Here is a 25,585-nt window from a genome sequence, read left to right on the forward strand (position 1 = left end):
CATTTTCAGTTTTTTTTTCTGATTCCTGCGTTTATCCTTGTAAGTTATTTTTCAATTTTATTATTATTCCTTCTATTTACTAGCTGTTAGCCTTCCCAATTCAAATATCTTCTTCCCTATGCTTCTTCGTAAACCGCAAATATTCAGGTCTTAAGCCTTCGTAATTAAGATATTGTTAAATTAACACTAAGATAAAATTACACTAGTTATTTTAAATTCCAAATTTTAATATTTTATCGGGGAGAACAAATGTCATAATATTCTTTTAAAATACCCAATCATTCAATTTTAAAACACTCATAAAGAGCAATTAAAGAATTTTATGTGGTATTTAACGAACACACGAATAAAAATACTTTGATGTGAGCTGTAATTGTGATAATTTCACCTTTAAGGATTAAAAGAAGCGCAAAAAACTAAAATTGTATGCTGTCCTGTTTTTTCTATGCAAAATAAAATAGATTTTAGAAGTGATACCGTAACTATACCCACACCAGAAATGATCGCTGCGATGATGACCGCAAAAGTTGGTGATGATGTATATGGAGAAGATGAAACCGTAGCTGCACTTGAAAGTAAATTATCCAGGCTTTTTAATATGGAAGCCGGACTTTTTTGTCCTTCGGGAACAATGACAAACCAGATCGCAATCAAATGTTTTACTCAGCCTATGGATGAAGTGATATGCGATCAGACTGCTCATGTTTACCGGTACGAAGGCGGAGGGATTGCTTTTCATTCGGGAGCATCGGTCAGATTACTGAACGGGCCAAGAGGGATTTTAAGCCCCGAACTCATCAGCCCGGAAATTAATGAAGATAATATCCATTATCCGGATTCAAGTTTAGTTGTTCTGGAAAATACCGTGAATAAAGGGGGAGGGGCCTGTTACACGCTGGAACAGATTGCGCCAATTGCGGAATTATGTAAAAGTAAAGGGTTGAAACTTCATTTAGATGGGGCAAGGATATTTAATGCACTGGTTAAAACCGGGGATGCTGCGGAAGATTACGGACAGTATTTTGATGGGATTTCTATCTGTCTTTCCAAAGGACTGGGGGCACCGGTAGGCTCCGTATTGTTAGGTACTAAAGAAACTATCCACAAGGCAAACAAGATCCGTAAAGCATTTGGCGGCGGAATGCGACAGGCAGGTTTTCTTGCTGCTGCGGGTATTTATGCATTGGATCACCATGTTGTAAGGCTTGCTGAAGATCATCTGCATGCACAGTTACTGGCTGATGCTTTGAGCGCTGCTGATTTTGTAGCTGCTGTGATGCCTGTTGAAACAAATATTGTAATTTTTAAAATAGCTGAAAGTTATACGACAGCAAGTGTATTGGACAGTTTGATCAAAAGCGGGATTTTATGCGGTGCTACTGGCCCGGATACCTTAAGGTTTGTGACGCATTTGAATACAGATGCCAATCAGATTGCACGGGCTGTCCAGTTGATCAAAGAACTGAAACCAGTGAAAAAATCCTAAACAGATCGATATGAAGAAGATTTTAATTGCCAACAGGGGGGAGATTGCTTTGCGTATTATGCGCTCTGCAAAGGAAATGGGTATTTTGACAGTCGCTGTGTTCTCAGAGGCTGATAGAGAGGCGCTGCATGTACGTTATGCAGATGAAGCAATTTTTATAGGGCCAGCCCCGGCAAGTCAATCTTATTTAGCCGGTCAGAAAATCATTGATGCTTGTTTACTGACAGGTGCAGAAGCGATCCATCCCGGGTATGGGTTTTTATCAGAGAATGCAGAGTTTGCGGGAATGGTGAAGGAGGCAGGTCTGATTTTAATTGGCCCCTCACCCGAGGCAATGGCTATTATGGGGAATAAATTGTCTGCAAAAGCTGCTGCGCTGAAATATCAGATCCCTATGGTTCCTGGAACTGAAGAAGCAATTACTGATATTGAAGAGGCGAAACGCAGAGCACAGGAAGTTGGTTTCCCAATACTGATCAAAGCCGCCGCTGGTGGTGGTGGAAAAGGAATGCGGATTGTAGAAGAACTTGCTGCTTTTGAAGAGCAGATGCAATTGGCAGTGAGTGAAGCGAAATCGGCATTTGGTGATGGCGCAGTGTTTATAGAAAGATATGTGTCCTCTCCCAGGCATATAGAAATACAGGTTTTAGGTGATAATTATGGAAATATTGTCCACTTGTTTGAAAGGGAGTGTTCTATTCAGAGAAGGCATCAAAAGGTGATTGAAGAAGCGCCTTCCAGTGTACTCAGTCCTGAAATCAGGGCGGAAATGGGTAAATGTGCTGTGGATGTAGCGAGATCTGTTAATTATACAGGTGCGGGGACAGTAGAGTTTATTCTGGATGAGAATCTTGATTTCTTTTTTCTGGAAATGAATACCCGTTTACAAGTAGAACATCCGGTGACAGAATTGATCACGGGATTGGATTTGGTTAAAGAACAAATAAAAATAGCCAGAGGTGAAAAGTTAAGCTATAGCCAGGAAGATTTAAAAATCAATGGCCACGCGATAGAACTCAGGGTTTATGCGGAAGATCCTCAGCACAATTTCCTTCCGGATATTGGTGTTTTGAAAACTTACCGTACACCAAAAGGCAACGGAGTAAGGGTAGATGATGGGTTTGAACAGGGAATGGAAATTCCTGTGTATTATGACCCTATGATCGCCAAGCTGATTACTTTTGGTGCAGACCGCAAAGAGGCTATTGCGAGAATGCGCAGGGCGATTTCAGAATATGACATTACAGGCATTCAAACTACTTTGAACTTTGGTAAATTTGTAATGGAACATGAGGCGTTTACTTCCGGAAATTTTGATACCCATTTCGTTGGTAAATACTTCAATCCCGAAAACAAGGAAGATACAGACGAAGATGAAGCCCTGATTGCGGCAATAGTCGCGTTGAAAAGCCTGAAGAAAAAAAATAGTTCTGCTGTGAGCATAGCAGCAGAAGGAACATCGAGCAACTGGCTTAAAAACCGGACAAAATATTAAAATTTATGTTTACAGGAATTATTGAAACACTAGGTACAGTAAAAGAGATTGTAGCAGAAGGAACAAATCTTCATTTTACAATCGAATCTGCACTGAGTAATGAATTGAAAATTGATCAGAGTGTATCTCATAACGGCGTATGTTTAACTGTTGTGGCATTAAATGATACGACCCATACGGTTACGGCTATTCAGGAGACACTGGAAAAAAGTAACCTTCAACACCTCAGTGAAGGGATGAAAGTGAATCTGGAGCGTTGTATGCAGATGAACGGACGCCTGGACGGACATATAGTACAGGGGCATGTAGACCAGACTGCGGTATGTGTGCTGAGAGAAGAACTGGATGGCAGCTGGGAATACCGTTTTAAATATGATAGCAGCAAAGGCAATGTAACGGTTGAAAAGGGATCTGTTTGTATTAACGGAATCAGCTTAACAGTGGTTAACTCTGCTGCTGATGAATTTTCTGTATTTATTATTCCTTATACTTTTGAACATACTAATTTACAAGAAGTAAATACGGGGGACACGGTTAACCTTGAATTTGATATTATTGGTAAATATGTAGCAAGGTTGCTTCATAAATAAGTGGTTTGATTTTTTGATTTTAAAACTAAAATCCCTTATGTCGTTGTTTATCTTACGTTTATCCCATTTTCCGGAAGGACTTGAAATCTATGGCAAGGTAATTGGTTACTACTTATTGTAAATAATTACAGCAGAATATAAAAATTTAGTCATATGGATACTTTAAAAAAGTTTGAATTAATGGAGAAGATTGTAAGAGAATTAGAAGACTTACAACATTCGCAACAAGCAATTATTCAAAAAATCGGCAAGATTGAAGTAGATAATATTGAATTAGGAGATAAAAAATTAGATAAAGATTTACCAGATATGCATCAGCGTGTTGCTGATAACCTGGATACAATTGTGGGGATATTAGCTTATTTTGCTGATAAAACTCAAAACTTTGGTAACAAGAATAATGTTGAGGTGCTTAAAGAAAAGCAAATCATCGATGAGGCGACAAAGGGTTAGTAAACCTGATTGTTGTGTGAAAAAAGGGCTGTTTTTTAAACGGCCCTTTTTTATGCCTGGTGTCTGGGAATTCGCAGGTTGAATAAAGTTCCTGTACCTAATTCGCTCTCAATGGTAATACTTCCTTCGTTACGCTCCATAAAATCCCAGCAAACCATTAAGCCGATTCCGGTACCTTTCTCATTTTGTGTGCCCCGGCTGGAGAAATTCTCTCCGTTAAAAATTTTCTGAATATTTTCGATTGCAATACCCACGCCGTTGTCCTGAATTTGTAAGCCTATGTATTCTGCATTAATGTAAGCAGCTGTAATGTTAATCTGACAATTTTCGTGGCAGAATTTGATTGCATTAATGATCAGGTTACGAATCACAATCTGCATCATCAGCAAATCGGCATAAGCAACCAGATCATCTGTTAATTGCTGAACAATCTTTATCTTTTTTACTGACGCAGCTTTAAGATGGTAACTAACTTCTGAACTAATCAGTTTTTTCAGGTCAAAAAGGTCTTTATTAATTCCATATCCTTTCAGCTGGCTTCTTGACCAATGCAGAATGTTTTCTAATAAATCAGTCGTATAAGAAATGTCTTTAGTCAGCGTAGGAGAAAGATCTTTAAATTCTTCTGCACTAATGGTATCATCAGAGGTCATTTTTAAGACCTCAGCCAGATTCAGCAATGGCCCTCTGAGGTCATGTGCCATAATAGAAAATATCCGGTCTTTGAGTTGATTTAATTTTTGAAGTTCTTCTGCCTGACGCTGAGATTTTAAAGCTTCCTGCCTGGCATTCGTTAAATCCTGAAGTTTAATAATCGTTGCATTTCTATTGAGCTTGTTTTCATTTAAAAAACAAACATCTGCTTCCAGATCAAATACGCCGTTTGCCGTATGTACCAGTAACTCTACTTTCCCGGACTCTTGCTGATTGAGCAGATCCAGCAATTCTGGCTGGTATTGCAGCAATTCATTCACATCTTTACCAATAATTTTGTCTGCGTGATAGACACTGATATATTTCTTAAAGGCAGAGTTATAATCGATAACCCGGTTGCGGTGATCCAGCACCATGAATCCGTCTCCCATCAGCTCCAGAACTTTTTCTCTGGCAACGGGCAGTACATTCAATAGTTTAAATCTATAAATCGCTATAAAAATCAGAAAGGTAGAGACCTGAAAAGCGAAAGGAGTGATATCCAGGTTTGGAATTGGCCTTAAGCCGATTAAATAAGAGAAATTCGCTATCCATGGAAGCATTGCTGCGGTCAGGATAACCCTGTTTTGTTTTTTATAAACACGGTCAGAACGCCTGAATTTTTTAACCAGAAAATAGTTTCCGACGATCAGCAGTGCATAAAAATAACAGATGAAAAAATAAAAGGCAATTCCAGGAACGATTTTAAGCATAGGAAAGCTTCCGCTGTAATCAACACTGACCTTTTTATAATGCAGGTGATGCAGATTATTAGTCCAGACCAGCAGTAGGTACAGGACAGGGACAGCAGTGATCAGAAACTGATTACCTGGTTTTTTTAACCATTTTTCTTTTCCTGCCAGATCTAAACAGAATAAAAACCAGTAAAAAGGAACAGCCACAATACCCAGGTATTCAACGTCAATGAGCATCTTCATGTGCTCTAACGTTTTGCTGGCCAGCTCAAAGCCATAAGCCAGAGACCAGACTGAATTAGACAACATCAGGTAGCCTACCCAACGGACTGTACCTTTTTCATTACTTAAGATATATCCGGAAAGCAGAAGGGTAATAATGCCAGAAATAATCAGGCTTAATGCATAGAGGTTAAAATCTAAATCCATTAGAAAACTGATTGCAGCATAAGGTTCGGGAGCATAAACAAAGCTATGAAATAACGTGCGATTAATTTAAATTGACGTAATTTAGTTTGCAAAAAAAATAATCCTAATTTTACTCCATATAAAAGCCATATTGTGCTTGATTACCTTTAAAATAACAAACAAATAAAAATTTATGAAAAAAATTGTTCTATTCTCATTGTTTATCTGCTTTAGCGCAGTAGCTTTTGGCCAGATACTGCCATCTTTTCAATTTGGTGTTAAAGGAGGAGCCAATCTTTCTAAATTAAGTACCCACAATACATTTAGCAGTGATAACTCAGCGGGTTATTATGCAGGTGTTTGGGCCAGAATCGGAGCAGCAGGGATACATTTTCAACCGGAGCTTTATTTGTCAGGTAAAAACACGACAATGGTGAGCAACGATCCTGCATTTGCTGGTCAGGAAAACAAAGTTAAATTTACAAGTCTTGATGTGCCTTTATTGATTGGTACTAAAATTGGTGCGGCTGGTATCGGAGTGCGTTTAAATACAGGTCCTGTAGTTTCATTTATTTTGGATGATAAACAATCTTTTGGTGCTGCTACGAGTAATATTTTTAGTGGTGATTTCAAAAAACAAGCTGTTGCATGGCAGTTTGGTGCTGGTTTAGATCTTGGTAAATTAGGTGTAGACCTTAGATATGAGGCTGGTATTACCAAATTGGGAAAACAAAACTATGATGGCCAGAGATTAAACTTATTTACTTTAGGATTGGCACTTAAACTTTTTTAAGCCCGGAATTTATTGAGTAAAACGATTAGCAGTCCTTTAAAGTCCTGCTATGCAAAAAAGGAGTAAACGGATCACGTTTACTCCTTTTTTTTGGCGTTAAATTTGCTGGAATAATCTTCCCTAACCTTAAATCCTTACGCTATGAGTATCAAAGAGTTATTATTGAATGGAACCAGCTTTTTATTGCTGATGAAAGAGTATGCTATCGATATCGCCGATATTAAAATAAAGGACGAAGAAGTACTAGCTGTACAGTTTTTGCAACATCCTGAGGTCTCTAAGGAGAGTATTTGTATCGAAGGCAAAAATAAAGACGGAATTATTAATTTTTTTGGTACCCTTCACTATAATCTCCTGAACAAATTAGCTGTATTTGAAATGCAGGGATTTGAGCGGACTGCTTTGCCGGAACTGACTTAGGATGGCTTTAGGATTTCTTTGATTTCATAATTAAATGCTCCTTTAATGGGGCGTATGGGAGTATCTTTGGCATCACTCAGCACTTTCACAAAACAAGCTCCGAAATAAAAGATAAAGGAAGAATAAAATACAAAAAGCATAATCAGTACAATAGAACCAGATGCCCCATAGATGTTTCCTATGTTGCTCATTGGTAATGCGATACGTAGAATGTATTTCCCAAGTGTGAAAAGTATTCCAGTTAGAATGCCACCTCTGATTGAAGATTTCCATGTCGGTCTTCCACTTGTCAGAAAGCGGAATAAAACGCTGAACCAGGTGGTTACAATTGCAACAAACAGCAATTGGTTTAAGATCATTAGAAATACCCTTGCGAAAGTAGGAGAGGCTGTGTTGATATATACACCAATAAAAGCTTGCAGACTATCTGTTAGCAACCCTATAAAGAATAATAAGCCTGCCAGCAGAATAATCACCATGGATCTTGCTCTTATTTTTAGTTTAAACAGAAAACTTGTATGTTCTTTCATGCCGATAGACCAGATCTGATCCATGGAATTCTTGATCACTGCGAAAAGTGTGGTCGCCACAAACAGGAAAAATACAAAACTCAGTAATGTGGCGTACCATTTATGGTCCATTCCCCTGATATTTCTTAAAGTTTGCCTGATTTGTTGGGTACTGCTGTCATCCAGTATGGTTCCCAGACGTTCGAAAATCCGGTTTGCCATAGTCTTGCGGTCGATGAAAAAGCCGAACAACCTGATCAGGATCAATAATATAGGTGGTAAAGCAAAGTTGGCGAAAAAGGCTGTTGCTCCGGCCAGTCTTAACGGGTCATTCTTTTGAAAGAGTTTAAATGCTTTCCTGAAATGCACTGTAAAAATATGAATTCTTTGGATAGTGATATTAAACATGCCTCTCTGGTTGCCGGTGAAGCCCGAAAGTACTTAAATTTTCCGAATGGAAGGATAGAAAAAAACAACTTTACCAGGGAAATCCCGCGGGAGACCTGAAAGGCCTTCCCACGAGTTATGCCTGGTTTTTGTAAACAATTTAGCTAAACACACCACATAATTAACTAAACAACACACCATATGGCTGTAAAACCACATTGGTAATAAGCTTACAGGTTATACATAACCTATTTAAGCTCAATAAGTTTGAAAATTAAACCAATAAAACTTGATTACTGTTTAAAGTACTGACTGATTAAACGTGCAAAAGGGGTAATACCCCTATTCGAATTTTCATTTTTTTTTATAAAAAACCATTGTTATATCATATGTTAACATTCGCTACCCCCTCAGACAGCGTAACGCAGCCAATAAATAACAATGGTTTTATACTATTTTAAAGGTTACCTCTTAGTTCTTGTTCACGCTCTAAAGATTCAAACAAAGCCTTAAAGTTTCCTGCACCAAAAGATTGCGCACCTTTTCTCTGAATAATTTCAAAAAATAAAGTCGGACGATCCTGAACAGGCTTAGTGAAAATCTGAAGTAAATAACCTTCTTCATCATGATCAACCAGGATGCCTAATTCTTGTAAAGGCGCAATATCTTCATCGATTTTACCAACACGTTCTATTAAAGTGTCATAGTAAGCTTTTGGCGGCGGGCTTAAAAACTCTACTCCACGTGCTTTCATCTCTCTTACGGTTTGAATAACATCGTGGGTAGCTACTGCAATATGCTGCACACCTTCACCATTATAAAACTCCAGGTATTCTTCGATCTGAGATTTCTTTTTACCTTCAGCAGGTTCATTGATCGGGAATTTTACGTAGCCATTTTTGTTGCTCATCACCTTACTCATTAAAGCAGAGTATTCTGTGTTGATCTGTTTATCATCAAATGAAAGGATATTTCTGAAGCCCATTACATCTTCATACCATTTCACAGCTTCGTTCATTCTGTTCCAGCCTACGTTCCCAACACAGTGGTCAATATATAAAAGACCTGTATTTCCTGGCTGATAGCCGCCTTCTACAGCAACATAACCAGGCATAAATGCACCTTTATAGTTTTTGCGTTCTACAAATAAATGGACAGTTTCGCCATAAGTATAAATACCCGCAGTGCGGACCTCACCAAATTCATCTGTTAAAGTTTGTGGTTCCTGGTAAGAAACTGCACCACGTTTAATGGTTTCTTCGTACGACTTATAAGCGTCATCTACCCATAGTGCAAGGATCTTTACTCCGTCACCATGTGTTTTAATATGTTCTGCAATTACGCCTTCAGAACCCATCGGTGTGGTCAGTACCAATCTTATTTTTCCTTGTTGTAATACATAGGAAGCTCTATCTCTCAGGCCGGTTTCCGGGCCTGCATATGCCACAGTTTCGAACCCAAAGGCTGTTTTATAAAAGTGTGCAGATTGTTTTGCATTACCTACATATAGCTCTAAATGGTCTGTGCCATTGAGCGGCAGGAAATCACGCACTTCTGTGTCTTTTTCTACAACTAGTGTTTGCATGTTTTTGTCTTTTTATTTAATTAAAAAAATTGTTCAGGTATAATAAGTTAGTTTTTGATTATTCTACATTGATTTGCCAGCTCTTGTGGTAGTCTGGATCCTCAATCGCCAATGCATCCTCTGTAAGCATTAAAGGGCGGAAAGGATCAATCATCACCGCAAGTTCTTCTGTACTTTCTTTGCCGATTGATTTTTCTACTGTCCCAGGGTGTGGCCCATGAGGAATACCTCCCGGGTGGAGTGTGATCTGACCTTTAACTACACTTTTTCTGCTCATAAAGTCGCCATCTACATAGTATAAAACTTCATCGCTGTCTACATTGCTGTGGTTATAAGGAGCAGGAATAGATAAAGGGTGGTAATCAAATTTGCGCGGTACAAAAGAGCAGATCACGAAATTATGTCCCTCAAATGTCTGGTGGACAGGTGGTGGCTGATGAAGACGACCGGTAATTGGCTCGAAATCATGAATAGAGAAAGCCCACGGATAATGGAAGCCATCCCAGCCTACAAAATCAAAGGGATGTGTACCATAAGTATAAGGGTACATTAATCCTTGTTTTTTTATCAGTACCTTAAAATCACCGAATTCATCAATAGTTTCCAGATCTGCTGGTCTTCTGATATCACGCTCACAATAAGGAGAATGTTCCATCAGCTGGCCATATTCATTTCTGTAACGTTTTGGAGACCTTACCGGGCTGAAACTTTCCACGATGAACAAACGGTTCTTTTCGTCATCAAATTCCATCTGGTAGATTGTACCACGTGGTACAACCAGGTAATCGCCGTAAGCAAAACGAATCTTTCCAAAGCCTGTTTTTAATGTTCCTGTTCCCTGGTGAATGAAAATAACTTCATCAGCCTGACTGTTTTTATAGAAATAATCAGTCATGGATTTCCTTGGTGCAGCGAGAGAGATGTGTAAGTCGCTGTTAACCAGAACCGGTTTTCTGCTTTTCAGATAATCGTCTTCCGGAGCTACATTAAAACCGATCAGAGAGGTGTGTTTCAGATGTTTCTCTCTGGCAATTTTAGGTTCTACAGAATAAGGTTCTCCGAGCGATTTAACGATCGTTGGCGGATGACAGTGATAGACAAGCGAATACAAGCTCGAAAATCCTTCGGTGGATACCAGTTCCTCTGCATAAAGTTCACCGTCTGGTTTTCTAAAAACAGTGTGCCTTTTAGGTGGAATGGTTCCTAAGGTATGATAAATAGGCATATCTATAGGTTATAAAATGGTTGAAATGTAGGATGAATAAAAAACGTGAGAACGTTTAATATGCGATAGCTTTAGAAAAAAGCTTAAATGGAGTATTGTGCAAAAATGAGCTTAGAGAGCATAGCATACCTGAACCCGGCCAGTACCTGGCTGGCAATACGATCCTGATATTTTAATTTGCGCTTTGTCATTGTTGCGAAGGCTAAATTAAGAATTATATTGTTAGCTATCAAATTTATGCCATATAATCTATTGTCATTTATTTCACAGGCTTTTGTTCATTGTGGGCTAAATTCTCTAGCTTTGAAGCACTGTACTATACATTGTGCTACCAAAAATAAAACTATATGAAATTAGTATCCTACAAAACAGAAGACAGAGAACACCTTGGTGTTTTCATCAGCGGGCATATCTACAATTTGAATTCATGCGATAAGCAGATCCCAAATGATATGAACGAGTTTTTAAAAGATTCCGAAGTGCTGATGGAACGGGCATTAGCGATTGATGCTAAAATTAAATCGGGTGAAATCGAACCTAAAGAAGAAGCTTTTTATGAAGTTGTAGCACCAGTTCCGCATCCAAGCTCTTGCAGAGATGGTTATGCTTTTCGTCAGCACGTTGCTGCCGCACGCAGAAACCGCAAAGTAGATATGATTGCTGAATTTGATCAATATCCTATCTTTTATTTTACCAACCATAATGCGGTCCAGGGACCTGGAGAAATTGAATGTATGCCTGATCATTTCCAGAAACTGGATTTTGAACTTGAGGTAGCAGTGGTTATCGGTAAAAAAGGAAGAAACATTAAAGCTGCTGAAGCTGATGCTTATATTGCAGGTTATATGATTATGAATGACATGAGCGCCAGAACGTTGCAGATGGAAGAAATGTTGTTAAACTTAGGCCCTGCAAAAGGAAAAGACTTTTCTACGGTAATTGGCCCGTGGTTAGTGACTCCGGATGAATTGGAACAATATAAAACCGCACCTAAAGCAGGTCATACTGGAAACAGCTATAACCTGGAAATGACTTGTACAGTGAACGGAATCCAGGTTTCTGCTGGTAATACAGCTGATATGGACTGGACGTTTGCCGAAATTATTGAGCGTTGCGCTTATGGTGTGGATATTTTGCCAGGTGATGTAATCGGTTCAGGTACAGTAGGTACAGGTTGTTTTCTGGAATTGAATGGTACAGGTTTGTTAAATGATCCGGACTTTAAACCACAATGGTTACAGGATGGTGATGTGGTAGAGATGGAAATCACTGGTCTTGGCCGTTTAAGCAATACAATCCGCAAAGTGGATACTGATTTTTCTATTCTAGCTCTTAAAAAATAATGCTGACAGTTAAAACTTCAGATTTGAGTCCGGCGCAACTGCAAAACTATTTACAATATGCAGTTGCGCCAAGACCGATATGTTTCGCTACCACAATTGATAAAGAAGGAAATATCAATTTAAGCCCTTTCAGTTTCTTCAACATGTTTAGTACGAATCCACCGCTTTGTGTTTTTTCACCGGCGAGAAGGGTGCGTGACAATACAACTAAACACACGCTTGAAAATATCCTGGAAGTTAAAGAATGCGTGATTAATATCGTGAATTATCCGATGGTTCAGCAAACCAGCCTGGCGAGTACTGAATACGCGAAAGGGATTAATGAATTTGAAAAAGCTGGTTTTACCATGCTTCCTTCGCAACTGGTTAAGCCGCCACGCGTTGCTGAAGCCCCTGTTCAAATGGAATGTATTGTAACTGAAGTAATTCATCTTGGGGATAACCCTGGTGCCGGAAACCTGATCCTTGCTGAAATAAAACTGATTCACATCAAAGAAGAGATTTTAGATGAGGATGGGAAAATTGATCAGGCGAAAATAGATTTGGTAGCCCGTTTAGGCGGTGACTGGTATTGCCGGGTAACAGCAGATAACCTGTTTAAAGTTGCAAAACCATTAACTACATTGGGTATTGGTATTGATGCTTTGCCACATGGTGTAAGAAACTCTTATGTATTGAGTGGTAATGACCTTGGAATGCTCGGAAATATAGAGAAAGTCCCTTCAGAAGAAGAAATTGATCTGATGAGGAATCATCCTGCTGTCAAAGAGGTATTGGATGCAACAATAGGCGATGGTGTAAACCGTCAGCGTGAATTACATGAACTCGCTAAAGAAATGTTAAGCAGGGGCGAAGTGCCTGATGCTTTGAAAGTAGTTTTGCTGGAAAGCTAAGTATAGTAGACTATTATAGAATACTAACTGCTCTCATCAGGCGGCTTTTGTAATATGGATTAAGTGTGGTAACGGTTACACCATGTGCTTTACCAGAAGTAGAATGGATGAACTTAATAGTATCTCCTTCAATGTCTGCAATAATGCCAACGTGGCCTACCACACGCTTTCTTGGATTTGTTCCGGTGAAAATAAGTACATCACCAACCTTTGCATTTTCCAGTTTAACCGGAGTTCCTGCCTGGTTAAATTCTGTAGAAGAACGCGGAACATTTACACCGAAGTTATGAAATACATAACTGACAAAACCTGAGCAATCAAATCCGGTAGCCGGGTTACTTGATGCATATCTGTAAGGAATTCCGATGAGTGTTTTTGCAAAACCTATCAATTGATCAGAGGTTTTATTAGCAACCATTTTTTTGAGTAATTCCTGATACTTAACAGGAATCGTCTGCGACTTGCCGGAAGCGGCAAAAAGAACTACGAAGCAGAATAATAACAGGCTTTTCTTCATATATCGTCCGCTAAGTTATTAAAATATTTCACAAAGCAATATAAAGTTGAGACTGATGCTTCCAGATTGGACCTTATGGATATATCGGCCTGATGAAAACTTGAGGGAATTTATAATTATTGTATTATTTGGATAACAAATTGCTATATTGGTGGCCTTAATCATCTTAAAGCTCATCAATTGAAGAATATATTTATTTTTTTAACAGCAGTAACTTTCACAATTAATACCTCTTATGCTCAGGATAATATTTTTTCTGTAAATGGTAATGTAGGTATTGGTATAGCAACTCCAGGGAATAAGCTTCAGGTTAAAGTAGCGAAAGATGTCAACTTTGGTGTTACTACAGGTATATCCGATCCATCCGCTCTATTAATAGGGGCAATTAATGATGCAAATACATCATTGAAACCATTAGAGTACAGAGCGGGTTATCATAATTTTTCATCTGGTAATGTTGGTATTGGTATAATAAATCCAGGAAATAAACTGCAGGTTAAAGCTGCTGCAGATGTCAACTTTGGCATTACTACAGGAATAGCAGATCCATTTGCATTATTAATAGGGGCAATTAATGATGCAAATACATCATTGAAACCCTTAGAGTATAGAGCGAGTTATCATAATTTTTCATCTGGTAATGTTGGTATTGGTATAATAAATCCGGGAAATAAACTGCAGGTTAAAGCTGCTACAGATATTAACTTTGGTATTACTACAGGAATAGCAGATCCATTGGCATTATTAATAGGGGCAATTAATGATGCAAATACATCATTGAAACCTTTAGAGTATAGAGCGAGTTATCATAATTTTTCATCCGGTAATGTTGGTATTGGAACTACGACACCAGATGAAAAACTTGCAGTTAATGGAGTAATCCACTCCAAAGAGGTAAGGGTTGATTTAAAGGCCTGGCCTGATTATGTTTTTAAACCTAGGTATAATCTCCTTACTTTGAATGAGGTTAAGACCTATGTTGAACAGAATCATCACTTACCAGAGATGCCTTCGGCAGCAGAAGTCGAAACCAAAGGTTTGAAATTAGGTGAAATAAATACACTCTTGACTAAAAAAGTCGAGGAATTAACACTCTATTTATTTGAAAAAGATGCTGAGGTAACTACGCTGAAATCCAACTTTGATTCGTTGGAGAAAAAATATCAGGATCAGCAAAATCAGCTCCATGCTATAAAGGATATGTTAGACCAGCTCAAAAAAGGTAAGTAATTGCCTTTTAGGGTGTAGTCACCGCAACGGGAAGTATCTTCCCATTGAAAAACTTATGGCCGGTTCTCGCAAAGTCAGCTACATATTTACCCATTTCGAAAGCCATTACAGGAGATTGATAACCCGGAAAAGCCTGTTCCAGCATTTCTGTTTGTGCCGACCCTAAAGCCAGGCAATTCACCTTAATCCCTCTATCAGCCAATTCAAAAGCTAAACACTCTGTTAAGGTATGCAATGCACCTTTACTTGATGAATAGGCTGCAAGTCCCGGAAATTTAACGCTTCCCTGGAAACCGCCCATACTTCCTATATTTACAATATGACTTCCACTATGCATTAATGGCAGCAAATTCTGAATCATATTAAAATGACCAGTCACATTACTTTGAAACATTTTATTTAAATCTTCAGCAGAAAGCTCTAAGAATGGTTTATTAATCAATGCACCCGCATTGTTGATCAGAATATCTATGGTACCCAGTCTTTCTTTTAAAAACGGGACTAAAGCTGCATAATCATCATTTACAATATCAAACTCAACCGGCAATAACGTGCAGTCCGGATTTATACCTTTTGCGATCTCTAATAATTTTCTCAGTTTATCAGCAGATCTGGCAATACAGACTACCTTATTTTCAGTTTGTAAAGTAAATTCCAAAGCAGCTTCAAAACCTATTCCGCTGCTTGCTCCTGTTAATACAATATTCATGTTTAGTCTTCTTCTGTAATTAATTGTGTAACAGGGTTCTCTATGACGTGTAAGCCATCCTGAATCAATTTTTGATGTTGTGGTTCAGCGGAAGCTTTCGTTTCCAGGTAAACTCTGATTTCCTGTTCCAGGTCGTGACCCGTTTGATTATAATGTGCTATTTCCAAAATCTCTAAAGCGCAAAGCCAGTCCTGAGGATAAGCAGTTTTTAAGTTTTCAAATAATGCAGATAAGCGCTCTTCACCAGTACCTTCTTCTCTGATCTGTCTTACTGTCTTGTAAATATTATGCAATTGACTCGTAGCTTCATCGTAAACAACCTTCTCAGTTTGTTTCTCACTGATATAAGTGATTTCCTCGTAAGCATCTTTATCGGCCGCGCCATTAAATACAGAAACAATTGAATTTCCTACAGCCATATCATATGTACCCCATTCAGGCTGGAAAAGTATATTTCCGTTTTGCTCTTTAACGGTACAATCTTCAAGAGCAATCAGGATCACTTGATTTTCATGTTTGTAAACAGCTTTAACAACTCCATTGACCTGGATACCGCTTTCAAAAACCAGTTCTGTAGTATTTCCTTCGATGATGCCAAAAGCAAAAAGCTCTTCGCTGCCAAAGTTTTCCAGTGGTAAAGCAGTGTTTTTCAGTTTACCTACCGGTGATGAAAAACCATCCTTATGGTATACTTTGCCATGTCCATCCAATTGAATATTGGCGACTGAAAGTGCAGAAGGCCCTGTAGTTTTAATAAAAGCAAGTTCTCCTGAATCATTTAGTCCCATATCACTGAATACGCCAGTTACCTGTAAACCTGAACTATAAACAGCCGTCGCCGGATTTTTAGAGTCCATCGCTTTGCGTATACTTTCAGCACCGCCTTTTCTAAAGGCCATCGTGTTGGCAAATTGTTCCAGTACATCAATCAGGTTTTGAAAGGTTTCTGTGACAAAAAGCTGTGGCTGTGTTTTAGTAATATCGTACGAATAGTTTAGCGTATCTATCGTATAAGGGAGTTTTTTAACGTTTGCTGTCATACAGCTTGAACTTTCCCCAATCGAAGAAAGCAGGCCTGCACCATATATTTTAGGATCAGTCAGGCTGCCAATCAATCCATATTCTACAGTCCACCAGTGTAACCTGCTTAATAAAGCCATTTCTGAAGGTTCGCCCATATTCGCTGAGATCTCCTGTAACTGTTCTTCAGCTTTTGTAATCTCAAATTCAGGTACGTCTACTGCTTCTTTCAAAATCGATAAAGCACGGATAGCTTCGTATAATTCGAAATCTTTTGCCGAGAACATGGCCTTGGCACCAATAGAACCGATATAACTCAGGTAGCTATTGTAATCAGCATCTGCAATAATAGGTGCGTGACCAGCCGATTCATGGATGATATCCGGGGCTGGTGTATATTCAATATGGTTAATCTGGCGGATATCTGCTGCAATAACCAGTACATGGTATGCCTGATACTCCATAAATGCCGCAGGTGGAATAAATCCATCCACAGTGACTGCACCCCAGCCTAATTTGCCAAGGTTATCATTCATCGTTTGTAAATCCGGGATATATTCAATGCTTAATCCCGCGCGCTGTAAACCTTTGATATATGGGTAATAAGCAACATCTTTTAAATAACTGTAATTCTGACGCATTACGTAACGCCAGACTGCCTGATCAACAGGCGTATATTTAGCATAGTTCTGATCTACGATAAATTGCCTAAGATGTTTCGGAAGCTGTGCTACGCGGGGGTTGTTAAAGTCATTAAAATCGCTCATTGCCTTTTATATTTGTATTTGTCTAAAGATAAGGTTGACCATACGATTTATCAAGAAAACCGTAACCCTTTTACTTCTAAATGATTTATTTTTTTACCTTGAAAGAAAAGTGTTTTTGGCTGAAATAGCTGAATACAGCAAGAATGACTGTACAGATAATTTTGGCGACGGTTGGATAAAGGTGAAAGGTTTCTACCAGTAATTTCAGCATGGCAAAATTGAGCAGGATATTTGTCGCTACAACGGTACCGTAGCGGAATAGCTGAACCCGCCCTTTTAATTGTGATTGTGTGAATACCAGGTATTTATTCAGGGAAAACCCGATGATAAAAGTGATAACAGACTCGATAATCAGCGCAGCAACAGGGGCTGTAATCATTCCCGGAGGAAATGGCAGGTCTACGTGTTGCTGATGAAGAATGAAGTTATAGACTATATAATAAACGATAATCCCTGTTGCAGCAGTTGTCCCACCAGAAATAATGTATCTGAAAGTGTGAGGAGATACCCAACGTGAAAAAGGAGGATAAAAAAAGTCTATAAATCTGAGTACGGCTTTACGCATGTGGGGTTAGAAATGTATAATGGCGGCAATTTATGAATTGATATCCGATATCGAAAATAACAGTCCATATTAACGGGTTGCAGGCTCGGAAATAAAGTCAATTACAGCACAATATTTATAGCCCGGGTGAGTACTGATATTGACGCCAACGAGGCTTAAGTTATAACTTGTCCCTAAAATTGTTTTCCGGTGGCCAAGATCCGGAACATTCTTATCAAGTAATAACATACAGACATTAGCAAGTCCTTTAGAGAAACCGAAAGCAAGGTTTTCTGAAACAGCCCTTCCTGGATAATATTTCCAGATCCGGTCTGATACAGATCTTCCGTCACTGGAATTATGTCCGGCAAGGTTATGCTTTTTCATGTCTTTGGCATGTTGTTGTGAAATCCAGGTCAAAGTTTCATCGGGGCTGAATAAGGTTAAGCCTTTAACCGTTTTCAGATCCTTTTCCAGACCTCTGTAGTATTTGTCCTTACGATTGACTTTCAGGTCATCATAGTTCCTGTATTGCTGCATGTCTACATTGTAGGCTTCTACGAAATCCTGGAAATAAGTGTTGAAAAACTTCTGTCCGTCAGTGCGTGCCAGGTTCATATAAAAGATAATCTTCTTCTCTTCGTCATTGAGGTAACTCGTGTTTTTAGCGGTATTCGCATTTTCGAGTTCTTCGGGTGTCCAGGTTTTGGCAGAGGACTGCGCTTTTATAGCATTTGTGCTAAAAAAAAATAGAAGGAATGCTATAGGGATGAATTTCATGTTAAGGTAAACGTCAGGAAGATGAATTTAATTATCTACGACTAACAATAATGAAACCAGTTTAGAGCAATGGGAAAATAAAAAGGCCTGCTTTTGTAAAGCAGGCCCTTATAATCAATGCTGTAATCTTGTTAAGGTTATCTCAACAGGTTTCTCCAGCTTACTTTATTTGCAATTAATTCTTCAAGATGTTTGATGTCAATTCTTTGCTGTTCCATACTATCGCGGTGACGAATAGTTACTGTGTCATCTTCCAGTGTCTGGTGATCAATAGTGATACAGAAAGGTGTACCGATCGCATCTTGTCTGCGGTAACGTTTTCCGATTGAATCTTTTTCTTCGTAAACGACATTGTAATCCAGTTTCAGATTATCCATGATCGTTTTCGCTTTCTCTGGTAAACCATCTTTTTTAGTTAATGGTAAGATAGCTGCTTTAATTGGCGCAAGACAGGGGTGTAAGTGAAGCACGATGCGGCTATCAGTTTTTTCACCTTCGCTCAGATCCTGTTCTTCAAAAGCACCGATCATAGTCAATAAGAACATACGGTCTAAACCGATTGAAGTCTCAATTACGTATGGAATATAATTACCATATGGTTTACCGTCTTCATTCAGGTCATTGTCGAAATATTGCATTTTCTTACCAGAAAACTCCTGATGCTGCGTTAAATCGAAATCTGTACGGCTGTGGATACCTTCAACCTCTTTAAATCCAAATGGGAATTCAAATTCAATATCAGTAGCTGCATTTGCATAGTGTGCAAGTTTAGCGTGATCATGGTATTTGTATTTAGCAGGATCTGTACCTAAAGCAGTATGCCATTTCAGACGTGCTTCTTTCCAGTATTCAAACCATTTCATTTCTTCACCCGGACGCACAAAGAACTGCATTTCCATTTGTTCAAATTCACGCATACGCATGATAAACTGGCGTGCAATCACCTCATTTCTGAAGGCTTTACCGATTTGAGCAATACCAAAAGGGATTTTCATCCTTCCTGATTTTTGAACATTCAGGAAGTTTACAAAAATGCCCTGTGCAGTTTCAGGACGTAAATAGACTTCTTCAGCACCTTCGGCCATTGCACCAAATTGTGTACTGAACATCAGGTTAAACTGACGTACATCAGTCCAGTTTTTTGTTCCGCTTACAGGACAGGCAATTTCATGTTCTTCAATCAGCACTTTAAGTTGCGGCAGGTTTTCAGCTTTTAAAGCTTCATCCATATCAGCTTGTAATTTTGCTGCTTTATCTGTTTTACCGTCTTTTTCATAACGGGTAATTTTATCTTCTAGTAACTGGTCTGCACGGTAACGTTTATTCGAATCTTTGTTATCGATCATTGGATCACTGAATCCATCTACGTGACCACTGGCTTTCCATACTTTCGGGTGCATAAAAATTGCAGAATCGATTCCTACAATGTTTTCATGCATCTGAACCATGGATTTCCACCAATATGTTTTGATGTTGTTTTTTAGTTCAGCACCTAACTGACCATAATCATAAACGGCACTTAAGCCATCATAAATTTCGCTGCTTTGAAATACGAAACCATATTCCTTGGCGTGGGAGATCACATTTTTAAATTGTTCGTCGTTATTCGTTTTGGCCATAATACTGCAAATATAGAATTTGGAGGGTAATTTTACCTTATATTAAATACGAATTATTACTTTTGAATTGATAGTTATCAGCTATCAATCACAATTAAAATTAGCCCATTGAGTATAAAGGTAGAAGGACTGTCCAAAATATACGGTCAGCAAAAAGCAGTAGACAGTATTAGTTTCCAGGCATCGCCGGGTAAAATACTTGGTTTTCTAGGGCCGAATGGTGCTGGTAAGTCTACCACAATGCGAATGCTGACGGGTTATTTAAAACCAACTTCTGGCAAATCCATTTTGGGTGGTTTTGATTCGCAGCTTCAAAGCCTGGAAATGCGCCGTATTCTTGGTTATTTACCAGAAAACACACCTTTATATACAGACATGTATGTACGCGAGTTTCTGACTTTTGTAGCGAATACTTATCAGTTGTCTCAAACTGAACTTAAAGTAAGAGAAGTTATTGAAAGAGTAGGACTGGGAGAGGAGCAGCACAAAAAGATTTCAATGCTGAGTAAGGGCTATAAACAGCGTGTAGGATTAGCACAGGCCATCATTCATGATCCTCAGCTGTTAATTCTGGATGAGCCTACTACTGGTCTGGACCCCAATCAATTGACTGATATCCGCGAACTGATCAAAAATCTGGGCAGGGATAAGACTGTAGTCCTTTCCACACACATTATGCAGGAAGTAGAGGCACTTTGTGAACAGGTAGTCATTATCAATAAAGGAAAAATTGTAGCAGATTCCTCATTAATTGAGCTGAAAAACCAACATAAAACTGACTCTTTGGAGGAATTGTTCAGACTGTTAACTGTTTGATAGTTAATTTTTTACGAAACTTATTTAGGTTTGGCAGACTTTTTGTTTAATCCCTGTCAGGATTATATCCGCTAACTTAAATTAGAAATCATGAAAAGGTTATTTTTACTAACAGCTATAGCAGGAATTTTTGCAGTCTCAAACGTTTCAGCTCAGAAAAAAGACCCTGCAATGTCAGGTCAGAAATTAGGTATTGGTGTTGATTTTGCTTTGCCTACAGGTGGCACAAACGATCTGTATAAATTAGGATTTGGTGGTTCATTGCAGTTTCAAACTCCGATTGCCCAAAGTCTGAATTTTACAGGTAGTGCAGGATATTTGAATTTCACTGGTAAAGAGATTGTTGGAAATCTGAAGTACCCTAAGTACAATGCAATTCCGTTAAAAGCAGGATTAAGATACTTCTTAGCTGAGAATTTCTATGTAGGTGGTGAATTAGGTGCGGCAATTGGAACTAGTGATGGTTCAAGAACTTCATTTGTATATTCTCCAGGACTTGGTGTTGAATTCCCGGTTGCTGACAAATCAACTATCGAATTAGGTGCACGTTACGAAGGATGGTCAGGTGATAGAAAAGACAATTCACTAATTGTACCAGTTAAAAGTTTCGTTGGTTTAAGACTAGCATTTAACTTCGGTATTTAATTAGGATTACTGGACGAGGTTTATAAAAAGAACCTGATATTTAAAACGCCTTAAATTTAATTTAAGGCGTTTTTTTATGTTCTGATAAACTGGAAAACTATTATAATGAAATTTTAAATTAATTTTGGTTAATTTTAATTGCGTTGTATTTATTTTTTATTTAATCTTGCAGACGTTTTAATATCTAAACGGTTAAATAAAAATTATGAAAAGATTATTTCTATTAACGGCTATTGCCGGAGTTTTCGCATTTTCTAATGTTTCTGCTCAAAATGTTAAAGGTCCAACGTTAGGAGTTGGAGCTGATTTCGCTATTCCGATGGGTAACTTAAGCGATGCTTACAAGTTTGGTGTTGGAGGATCTCTTTTGTTCCAGACTCCAATTGCGAAAAAATTGAACTTTACAGCTTCTGCTGGTTATCTTAACTTATTTGGTAAAAGCAACGTACAGTATCTTGCTCTTAATAATAATGGATTTTACGTTGATCAGACTGATGTTCCTAATGAAGGAATAGTCCCTGTAAAAGTAGGTGCAAGATATTTTATTTCTAATAACTTTTATGCAGGTGGTGAAATAGGTGCTGCTTTCTTTACTGGAGAAGGTGGAGGAACTGCTTTTGCCTATTCACCAAGTATTGGTTTTGAATTACCAGTGGGCAATAAAAATGCAATTGATTTGAGTGCGAAATATGAAGGATGGTCGAAAAACGGTTCGGTTGGTTTTTTTGGTCTTAGAGTAGCTTATAACTTCGGTCTTTAATTCTCAGGATTATAAGACAAGATATTATATCCTGATACTTAATATAAGGAAAGCGTCTTAAATTTATTTTAGGACGCTTTTCTATTTACCGCTCATATTTCCAGTTCCTGGATTTACCTTCCGCAATCCATTCTATCGCTGTATCCATTCTTTTATTCCTTGTTGCTTCAGTTTTAGCTTCGTTAAACCAATCCAGGTACTCTTTTCTTTTTGAAGTACTGAACTTCTCGAAATTAACTCCAGCATCTGCTGCGACCAATCTTTCAATAAAGTCATCAGGAACTAATAACTCTGTTTTAGGAGCAGCATCCTTTTTAGGTAACTTAATTCCCTCTTTATTCAGAATCACTGCGTTTTGTATATAAGTGATCAGCACATCATCACCAGGCAGGTCTTCTACCGATTCGAGCTTCCCCAGATGTCCCATTGCATGTGCTTTATCTTCGCCGACAAGGTGATGCAGATCCGGGAGCAAAGCCCCTTTCCAAAATCCAAAAGCACAGTGATTTTTGAAAGCAGCCATATGACATACCGGGCCTTTATAATCGAAATGAGGGCAGCCCCATTTTATCTTTTCTATAATTTCCGGACAAGCCTCATGTACAAGCATCCTGAGGTGATTTAATATCGGCTGTGCAAAAATAGCTGCATGATCAATGTATAGATCGATGCGATTATCTGATTTTCCCATGGTCTGTATGCTTTAATAGAAAACAACGGTCAACTGATACTAATTTAGGCAAAAATGTAATCTGTTTTCCATTCCCCCGATATTTACTAACTTCGGCATCATTATCATTTTTCATGTACGCAGTATTTAAACGCGAATTATTCAGTTTATTAAATTCATTAATGGCTTACATCACCATCGGTGTATTCCTGTTAGTTTCCGGCCTGCTATTATGGTTTTTTCCGGATACTTCTATTCTTGAATATGGCTATGCTGAATTGAATGGCTTTTTCAGCCTGACCCCATTTCTATTTATGTTTCTCATTCCTGCAATCACTATGCGTTCCTTCGCAGAAGAGCGCAGAGAGGGTACTTATGTCTTGCTGGCCAGCAGACCGCTAACTGACTGGCAAATTATCCTCGCTAAATATTTTGCCTGCCTGACGCTGGTTTTATTTGCGTTGATCCCAACCTTATTATATTATTATTCCATCGTGCAACTGGGGCTGCCCAAAGGTAATATTGACGGTGGCGCAGTCGCAGGTTCTTATATCGGCCTGTTATTGCTTGGTGCAGCTTTTGCAGCTATTGGTATTTTCTCTTCGTCGGTAACCAAAAATCAGGTAATTGCTTTTGCATTCGCTGTGTTATTATCATTTATTGCTTATAGTGGTTTTGATTCACTCGGCAAGATTTTCGCTTCTACTGTATTGGAAGATGTATTTGGCTGGTTAAGTATCAATATGCACTTTCAATCAATGAGCAGAGGAGTGCTCGATACGCGTGATGTCGTCTATTTTATCACTTTTATTCTTGTCTTTCTTGGTATAACCCGGATAGTGATCGGAGGTAGAAAATGGTAAATAAGAAAATTAAAATAATACTTTTCGCTGTTTTGCTTGTGTTATTAAACATCCTGGCGAACTACTTTTATACGCGTTTTGATTTTACGAAGGAGAAACGATTCACCTTAAATCCAAAATCCAGAGCAGTTTTAAATAAGGCACAGCAGCAAATTACCATTACCGTCTTTTTAGATGGAGAACTGCCTGCCGCTTTTAAACGTTTACAACATGCTACCGCAGATTTACTGAATGACTATAAAGCAAATTCTTCGGTAAAGATCAAAGTTGTGTTTACTGATCCGATTGGTGGATTACCAGCAGAAGAACAAGACACCGTTTTACATCAGCTCTATAATATAGGTATTGAACCTACAAATCTGAATATCAAAAAAGATGCGGGCTTTACACAGAAAATGGTATTCCCGATGGCTATTGTGCAAGCGGGGGAAAGACAAATTCCAGTGCGGTTACTTCAGAATCTTGATGCTGGAGGTAACTATGAGGATAATATCAATAACTCTATTCAAAATCTGGAATATGTATTCACTTCAGCAATTAAAAAGGTAAGTACAGGAGAGAATCCACGGATAGGATTTACAGAAGGAAATGGCGAACCATCAGACCTGTATTTAAGTGACGCAATGAAAGCCTTATCTGATAGTTATGAAGTAGGGCGGGTAGATTTGAATCAGATTAGTAAGCAGGGGCTGGACAAACTTAAAATTCTTTTCGTTACTAAACCTCAGCACGAGCTTTCGGAAGCGGTAAAATATAAGATCAATTATTTTGTAATGAATGGGGGCAGTGTGGTCTGGAGTATAGATCAGGTGAGTGCCAGTCTGGATAGTTTACAAGGCAAAGGGGAGCAGCTTGCTTTTAATAATAAGCTGAATCTGGATGATATGCTGTTTATGTATGGAGCAAGGGTAAATTATAACCTGGTTGCTGACTTAAATTGTGCAGAAATTCCTATTGCGATGAATGGGGGGGCAGGACGTGATATTCAAATGGCTCCCTGGATATATTATCCGGTATTAGTTCCGGATACATTGAACAATATGGTTAGGAATATTGATGGGATAAAAACAGAATTCTTAAGTACGGTTGATACGATTGGTGTAAAGGGAATTCATAAAACAGCAATTCTTCGTACTTCCCCTTACCATATTACTTACAATACGCCTAAACTTTTGTCTTTGGGAATTGTTGCTGAAGCACCGGACCAGAAATTATATTCCAACCCCCCGCAAAATGCAGCGATATTATTGGAGGGTGTATTTCCTTCGGTATTTTTAAACCGGGCTGTTCCTGCGGGGATTACGGAAAATTACGGTGGTACTGCGCAAAGTAAAAAGACTAAAATGATTGTGATTGGTGATGGTGATATTTTCCTGAACCAGGTAAGCGGCAGAGATGGTTCTGTTTTTCCGCTTGGTTTTGACAGGTACACGCAGCGGAATTTTGGAAACAAGGCTTTTCTGCTAAATGTTGCAGATTATTTGTCAAGTGATGATAATTTAATTGAAATCAGGAATAAAGAGGTAAAGGTCAGGCTACTGGATAAACAGTTACTTAGACAATCAAAAACTAAATGGCAATTTATTAATCTTATATTGCCATTATTACTGTTAATATCGTTCGCAATTTTTCAACATTATTACCGCAAGTATAAGTATGCAAGGTAATTT

The 25,585-nt window shown here is 38.5% G+C and carries 26 protein-coding genes; 14 read left to right on the plus strand and 12 right to left on the minus strand.

The features are described 5' to 3' along the window. Positions 1–445: 445 nt before the first annotated feature. From HDE70_RS14085 to HDE70_RS14100, 4 genes are all read left to right on the plus strand, one after another. The gene (locus HDE70_RS14085) at positions 446–1,486 is read left to right on the plus strand and encodes a threonine aldolase family protein (RefSeq protein ID WP_183891026.1); all 1,041 of its coding nucleotides are present in this window, start codon (positions 446–448) and stop codon (positions 1,484–1,486) included. A 10-nt stretch (positions 1,487–1,496) separates the two neighbouring features. After that, entirely contained in the window at positions 1,497–2,981 is a 1,485-nt protein-coding gene (gene accC, locus HDE70_RS14090; protein ID WP_183869521.1) for an acetyl-CoA carboxylase biotin carboxylase subunit, read from the plus strand. A gap of 5 nt (positions 2,982–2,986) precedes the next feature. Beyond that, positions 2,987–3,571, plus strand: a complete 585-nt coding sequence (locus HDE70_RS14095; RefSeq protein WP_183891027.1) for a riboflavin synthase — start codon at positions 2,987–2,989, stop codon at positions 3,569–3,571. Positions 3,572–3,724: 153 nt separating this feature from the next. Next, positions 3,725–4,024: a hypothetical protein gene (locus HDE70_RS14100; RefSeq protein ID WP_068395075.1), complete on the plus strand. Its 300-nt coding sequence runs from the start codon at positions 3,725–3,727 to the stop codon at positions 4,022–4,024. A 50-nt stretch (positions 4,025–4,074) separates the two neighbouring features. Here the strand turns inward: HDE70_RS14100 and HDE70_RS14105 are convergent, their stop codons facing one another. After that, positions 4,075–5,841 carry a histidine kinase N-terminal 7TM domain-containing protein gene (locus HDE70_RS14105; RefSeq protein ID WP_183869519.1) on the minus strand — a complete coding sequence of 589 codons (1,767 nt, stop codon included), beginning with the start codon at positions 5,839–5,841 and terminating at the stop codon, positions 4,075–4,077. Positions 5,842–6,013: 172 nt separating this feature from the next. Here HDE70_RS14105 and HDE70_RS14110 point away from each other — a divergent pair, with 172 nt between their 5' ends. Both HDE70_RS14110 and HDE70_RS14115 read left to right on the plus strand, forming a co-directional pair. Continuing rightward, complete coding sequence (locus HDE70_RS14110; RefSeq protein WP_183891028.1) at positions 6,014–6,613, plus strand: porin family protein; 600 nt, start codon at positions 6,014–6,016, stop codon at positions 6,611–6,613. Positions 6,614–6,754: 141 nt separating this feature from the next. After that, positions 6,755–7,033: a hypothetical protein gene (locus tag HDE70_RS14115; protein WP_183891029.1), complete on the plus strand. Its 279-nt coding sequence runs from the start codon at positions 6,755–6,757 to the stop codon at positions 7,031–7,033. Here the strand turns inward: HDE70_RS14115 and HDE70_RS14120 are convergent. From HDE70_RS14120 to HDE70_RS14130, 3 genes are all read right to left on the minus strand, one after another. Then, positions 7,030–7,950, minus strand: coding sequence for a YihY/virulence factor BrkB family protein (locus HDE70_RS14120; protein WP_183869516.1), 921 nt, complete (start codon positions 7,948–7,950; stop codon positions 7,030–7,032). The genes HDE70_RS14115 and HDE70_RS14120 overlap by 4 nt on opposite strands. Positions 7,951–8,386: 436 nt before the next feature. Then, positions 8,387–9,514, minus strand: a complete 1,128-nt coding sequence (gene hppD / locus HDE70_RS14125) for a 4-hydroxyphenylpyruvate dioxygenase (RefSeq protein WP_183891030.1) — start codon at positions 9,512–9,514, stop codon at positions 8,387–8,389. Positions 9,515–9,572: 58 nt separating this feature from the next. Next, complete coding sequence (locus tag HDE70_RS14130) at positions 9,573–10,739, minus strand: homogentisate 1,2-dioxygenase (protein ID WP_183869514.1); 1,167 nt, start codon at positions 10,737–10,739, stop codon at positions 9,573–9,575. A 347-nt stretch (positions 10,740–11,086) separates the two neighbouring features. Between HDE70_RS14130 and HDE70_RS14135 the strand changes: the two genes are divergently transcribed. Both HDE70_RS14135 and HDE70_RS14140 read left to right on the plus strand, forming a co-directional pair. Next, the gene (locus HDE70_RS14135; protein WP_183869513.1) at positions 11,087–12,082 is read left to right on the plus strand and encodes a fumarylacetoacetate hydrolase family protein; all 996 of its coding nucleotides are present in this window, start codon (positions 11,087–11,089) and stop codon (positions 12,080–12,082) included. Then, entirely contained in the window at positions 12,082–12,975 is an 894-nt protein-coding gene (locus HDE70_RS14140) for a flavin reductase family protein (protein ID WP_183869512.1), read from the plus strand. Before HDE70_RS14135 ends, HDE70_RS14140 begins: the two co-directional genes overlap by 1 nt. A 13-nt stretch (positions 12,976–12,988) precedes the next feature. On the opposite strand, the gene HDE70_RS14145 is transcribed toward HDE70_RS14140, so the two are convergent. Continuing rightward, entirely contained in the window at positions 12,989–13,492 is a 504-nt protein-coding gene (locus tag HDE70_RS14145; protein WP_183869511.1) for a C40 family peptidase, read from the minus strand. 180 nt (positions 13,493–13,672) lie between these two features. Between HDE70_RS14145 and HDE70_RS14150 the strand changes: the two genes are divergently transcribed. Next, the gene (locus HDE70_RS14150; RefSeq protein ID WP_183891031.1) at positions 13,673–14,722 is read left to right on the plus strand and encodes a hypothetical protein; all 1,050 of its coding nucleotides are present in this window, start codon (positions 13,673–13,675) and stop codon (positions 14,720–14,722) included. Positions 14,723–14,729: 7 nt separating this feature from the next. On the opposite strand, the gene HDE70_RS14155 is transcribed toward HDE70_RS14150, so the two are convergent. From HDE70_RS14155 to HDE70_RS14175, 5 genes are all read right to left on the minus strand, one after another. Then, positions 14,730–15,431: an SDR family oxidoreductase gene (locus HDE70_RS14155; RefSeq protein WP_183891032.1), complete on the minus strand. Its 702-nt coding sequence runs from the start codon at positions 15,429–15,431 to the stop codon at positions 14,730–14,732. Positions 15,432–15,433: 2 nt separating this feature from the next. Next, a complete protein-coding gene (locus HDE70_RS14160; RefSeq protein WP_183891033.1) occupies positions 15,434–17,218 on the minus strand; it encodes an aromatic amino acid hydroxylase in 1,785 nt (594 codons plus the stop codon). Positions 17,219–17,303: 85 nt separating this feature from the next. Beyond that, positions 17,304–17,783, minus strand: a complete 480-nt coding sequence (locus HDE70_RS14165; protein WP_183869507.1) for a GtrA family protein — start codon at positions 17,781–17,783, stop codon at positions 17,304–17,306. 69 nt (positions 17,784–17,852) lie between these two features. Further along, positions 17,853–18,542: a CAP domain-containing protein gene (locus HDE70_RS14170; RefSeq protein ID WP_183869506.1), complete on the minus strand. Its 690-nt coding sequence runs from the start codon at positions 18,540–18,542 to the stop codon at positions 17,853–17,855. A 137-nt stretch (positions 18,543–18,679) separates the two neighbouring features. Continuing rightward, complete coding sequence (locus HDE70_RS14175; RefSeq protein ID WP_183869505.1) at positions 18,680–20,161, minus strand: glycine--tRNA ligase; 1,482 nt, start codon at positions 20,159–20,161, stop codon at positions 18,680–18,682. 108 nt (positions 20,162–20,269) lie between these two features. Here HDE70_RS14175 and HDE70_RS14180 point away from each other — a divergent pair, with 108 nt between their 5' ends. The 3 genes from HDE70_RS14180 to HDE70_RS14190 all read left to right on the plus strand — a co-directional run bounded on the left by HDE70_RS14180 (position 20,270) and on the right by HDE70_RS14190 (position 22,382). Then, positions 20,270–20,977, plus strand: coding sequence for an ATP-binding cassette domain-containing protein (locus tag HDE70_RS14180; RefSeq protein ID WP_183891034.1), 708 nt, complete (start codon positions 20,270–20,272; stop codon positions 20,975–20,977). A gap of 90 nt (positions 20,978–21,067) precedes the next feature. After that, positions 21,068–21,622, plus strand: a complete 555-nt coding sequence (locus HDE70_RS14185) for an outer membrane beta-barrel protein (RefSeq protein ID WP_183869503.1) — start codon at positions 21,068–21,070, stop codon at positions 21,620–21,622. 205 nt (positions 21,623–21,827) lie between these two features. Continuing rightward, positions 21,828–22,382, plus strand: coding sequence for a hypothetical protein (locus HDE70_RS14190; RefSeq protein ID WP_183869502.1), 555 nt, complete (start codon positions 21,828–21,830; stop codon positions 22,380–22,382). Positions 22,383–22,467: 85 nt separating this feature from the next. On the opposite strand, the gene HDE70_RS14195 is transcribed toward HDE70_RS14190, so the two are convergent. Together HDE70_RS14195 and HDE70_RS27310 are read right to left on the minus strand one after the other, a co-directional pair. Beyond that, the gene (locus tag HDE70_RS14195) at positions 22,468–23,073 is read right to left on the minus strand and encodes a YdeI/OmpD-associated family protein (protein ID WP_183891035.1); all 606 of its coding nucleotides are present in this window, start codon (positions 23,071–23,073) and stop codon (positions 22,468–22,470) included. Then, positions 23,057–23,188, minus strand: coding sequence for a hypothetical protein (locus HDE70_RS27310; RefSeq protein ID WP_260160658.1), 132 nt, complete (start codon positions 23,186–23,188; stop codon positions 23,057–23,059). Before HDE70_RS27310 ends, HDE70_RS14195 begins: the two co-directional genes overlap by 17 nt. On the opposite strand from HDE70_RS27310, the gene gldF reads away from it, so the two are divergent. Together gldF and gldG are read left to right on the plus strand one after the other, a co-directional pair. Then, on the plus strand, positions 23,187–23,915 hold the full coding sequence (gldF, locus tag HDE70_RS14200; RefSeq protein WP_183891036.1) for a gliding motility-associated ABC transporter permease subunit GldF: 729 nt from the start codon (positions 23,187–23,189) through the stop codon (positions 23,913–23,915). The two genes, HDE70_RS27310 and gldF, sit on opposite strands and share 2 nt — an antisense overlap. Beyond that, positions 23,909–25,582 carry a gliding motility-associated ABC transporter substrate-binding protein GldG gene (gldG, locus tag HDE70_RS14205; RefSeq protein WP_183891037.1) on the plus strand — a complete coding sequence of 558 codons (1,674 nt, stop codon included), beginning with the start codon at positions 23,909–23,911 and terminating at the stop codon, positions 25,580–25,582. The genes gldF and gldG overlap by 7 nt, the downstream gene beginning before the upstream one ends. Positions 25,583–25,585: the final 3 nt, after the last annotated feature.

The sequence above is a fragment of the Pedobacter cryoconitis genome (genome assembly GCF_014200595.1).
Lineage (GTDB): Bacteria > Bacteroidota > Bacteroidia > Sphingobacteriales > Sphingobacteriaceae > Pedobacter > Pedobacter cryoconitis_C.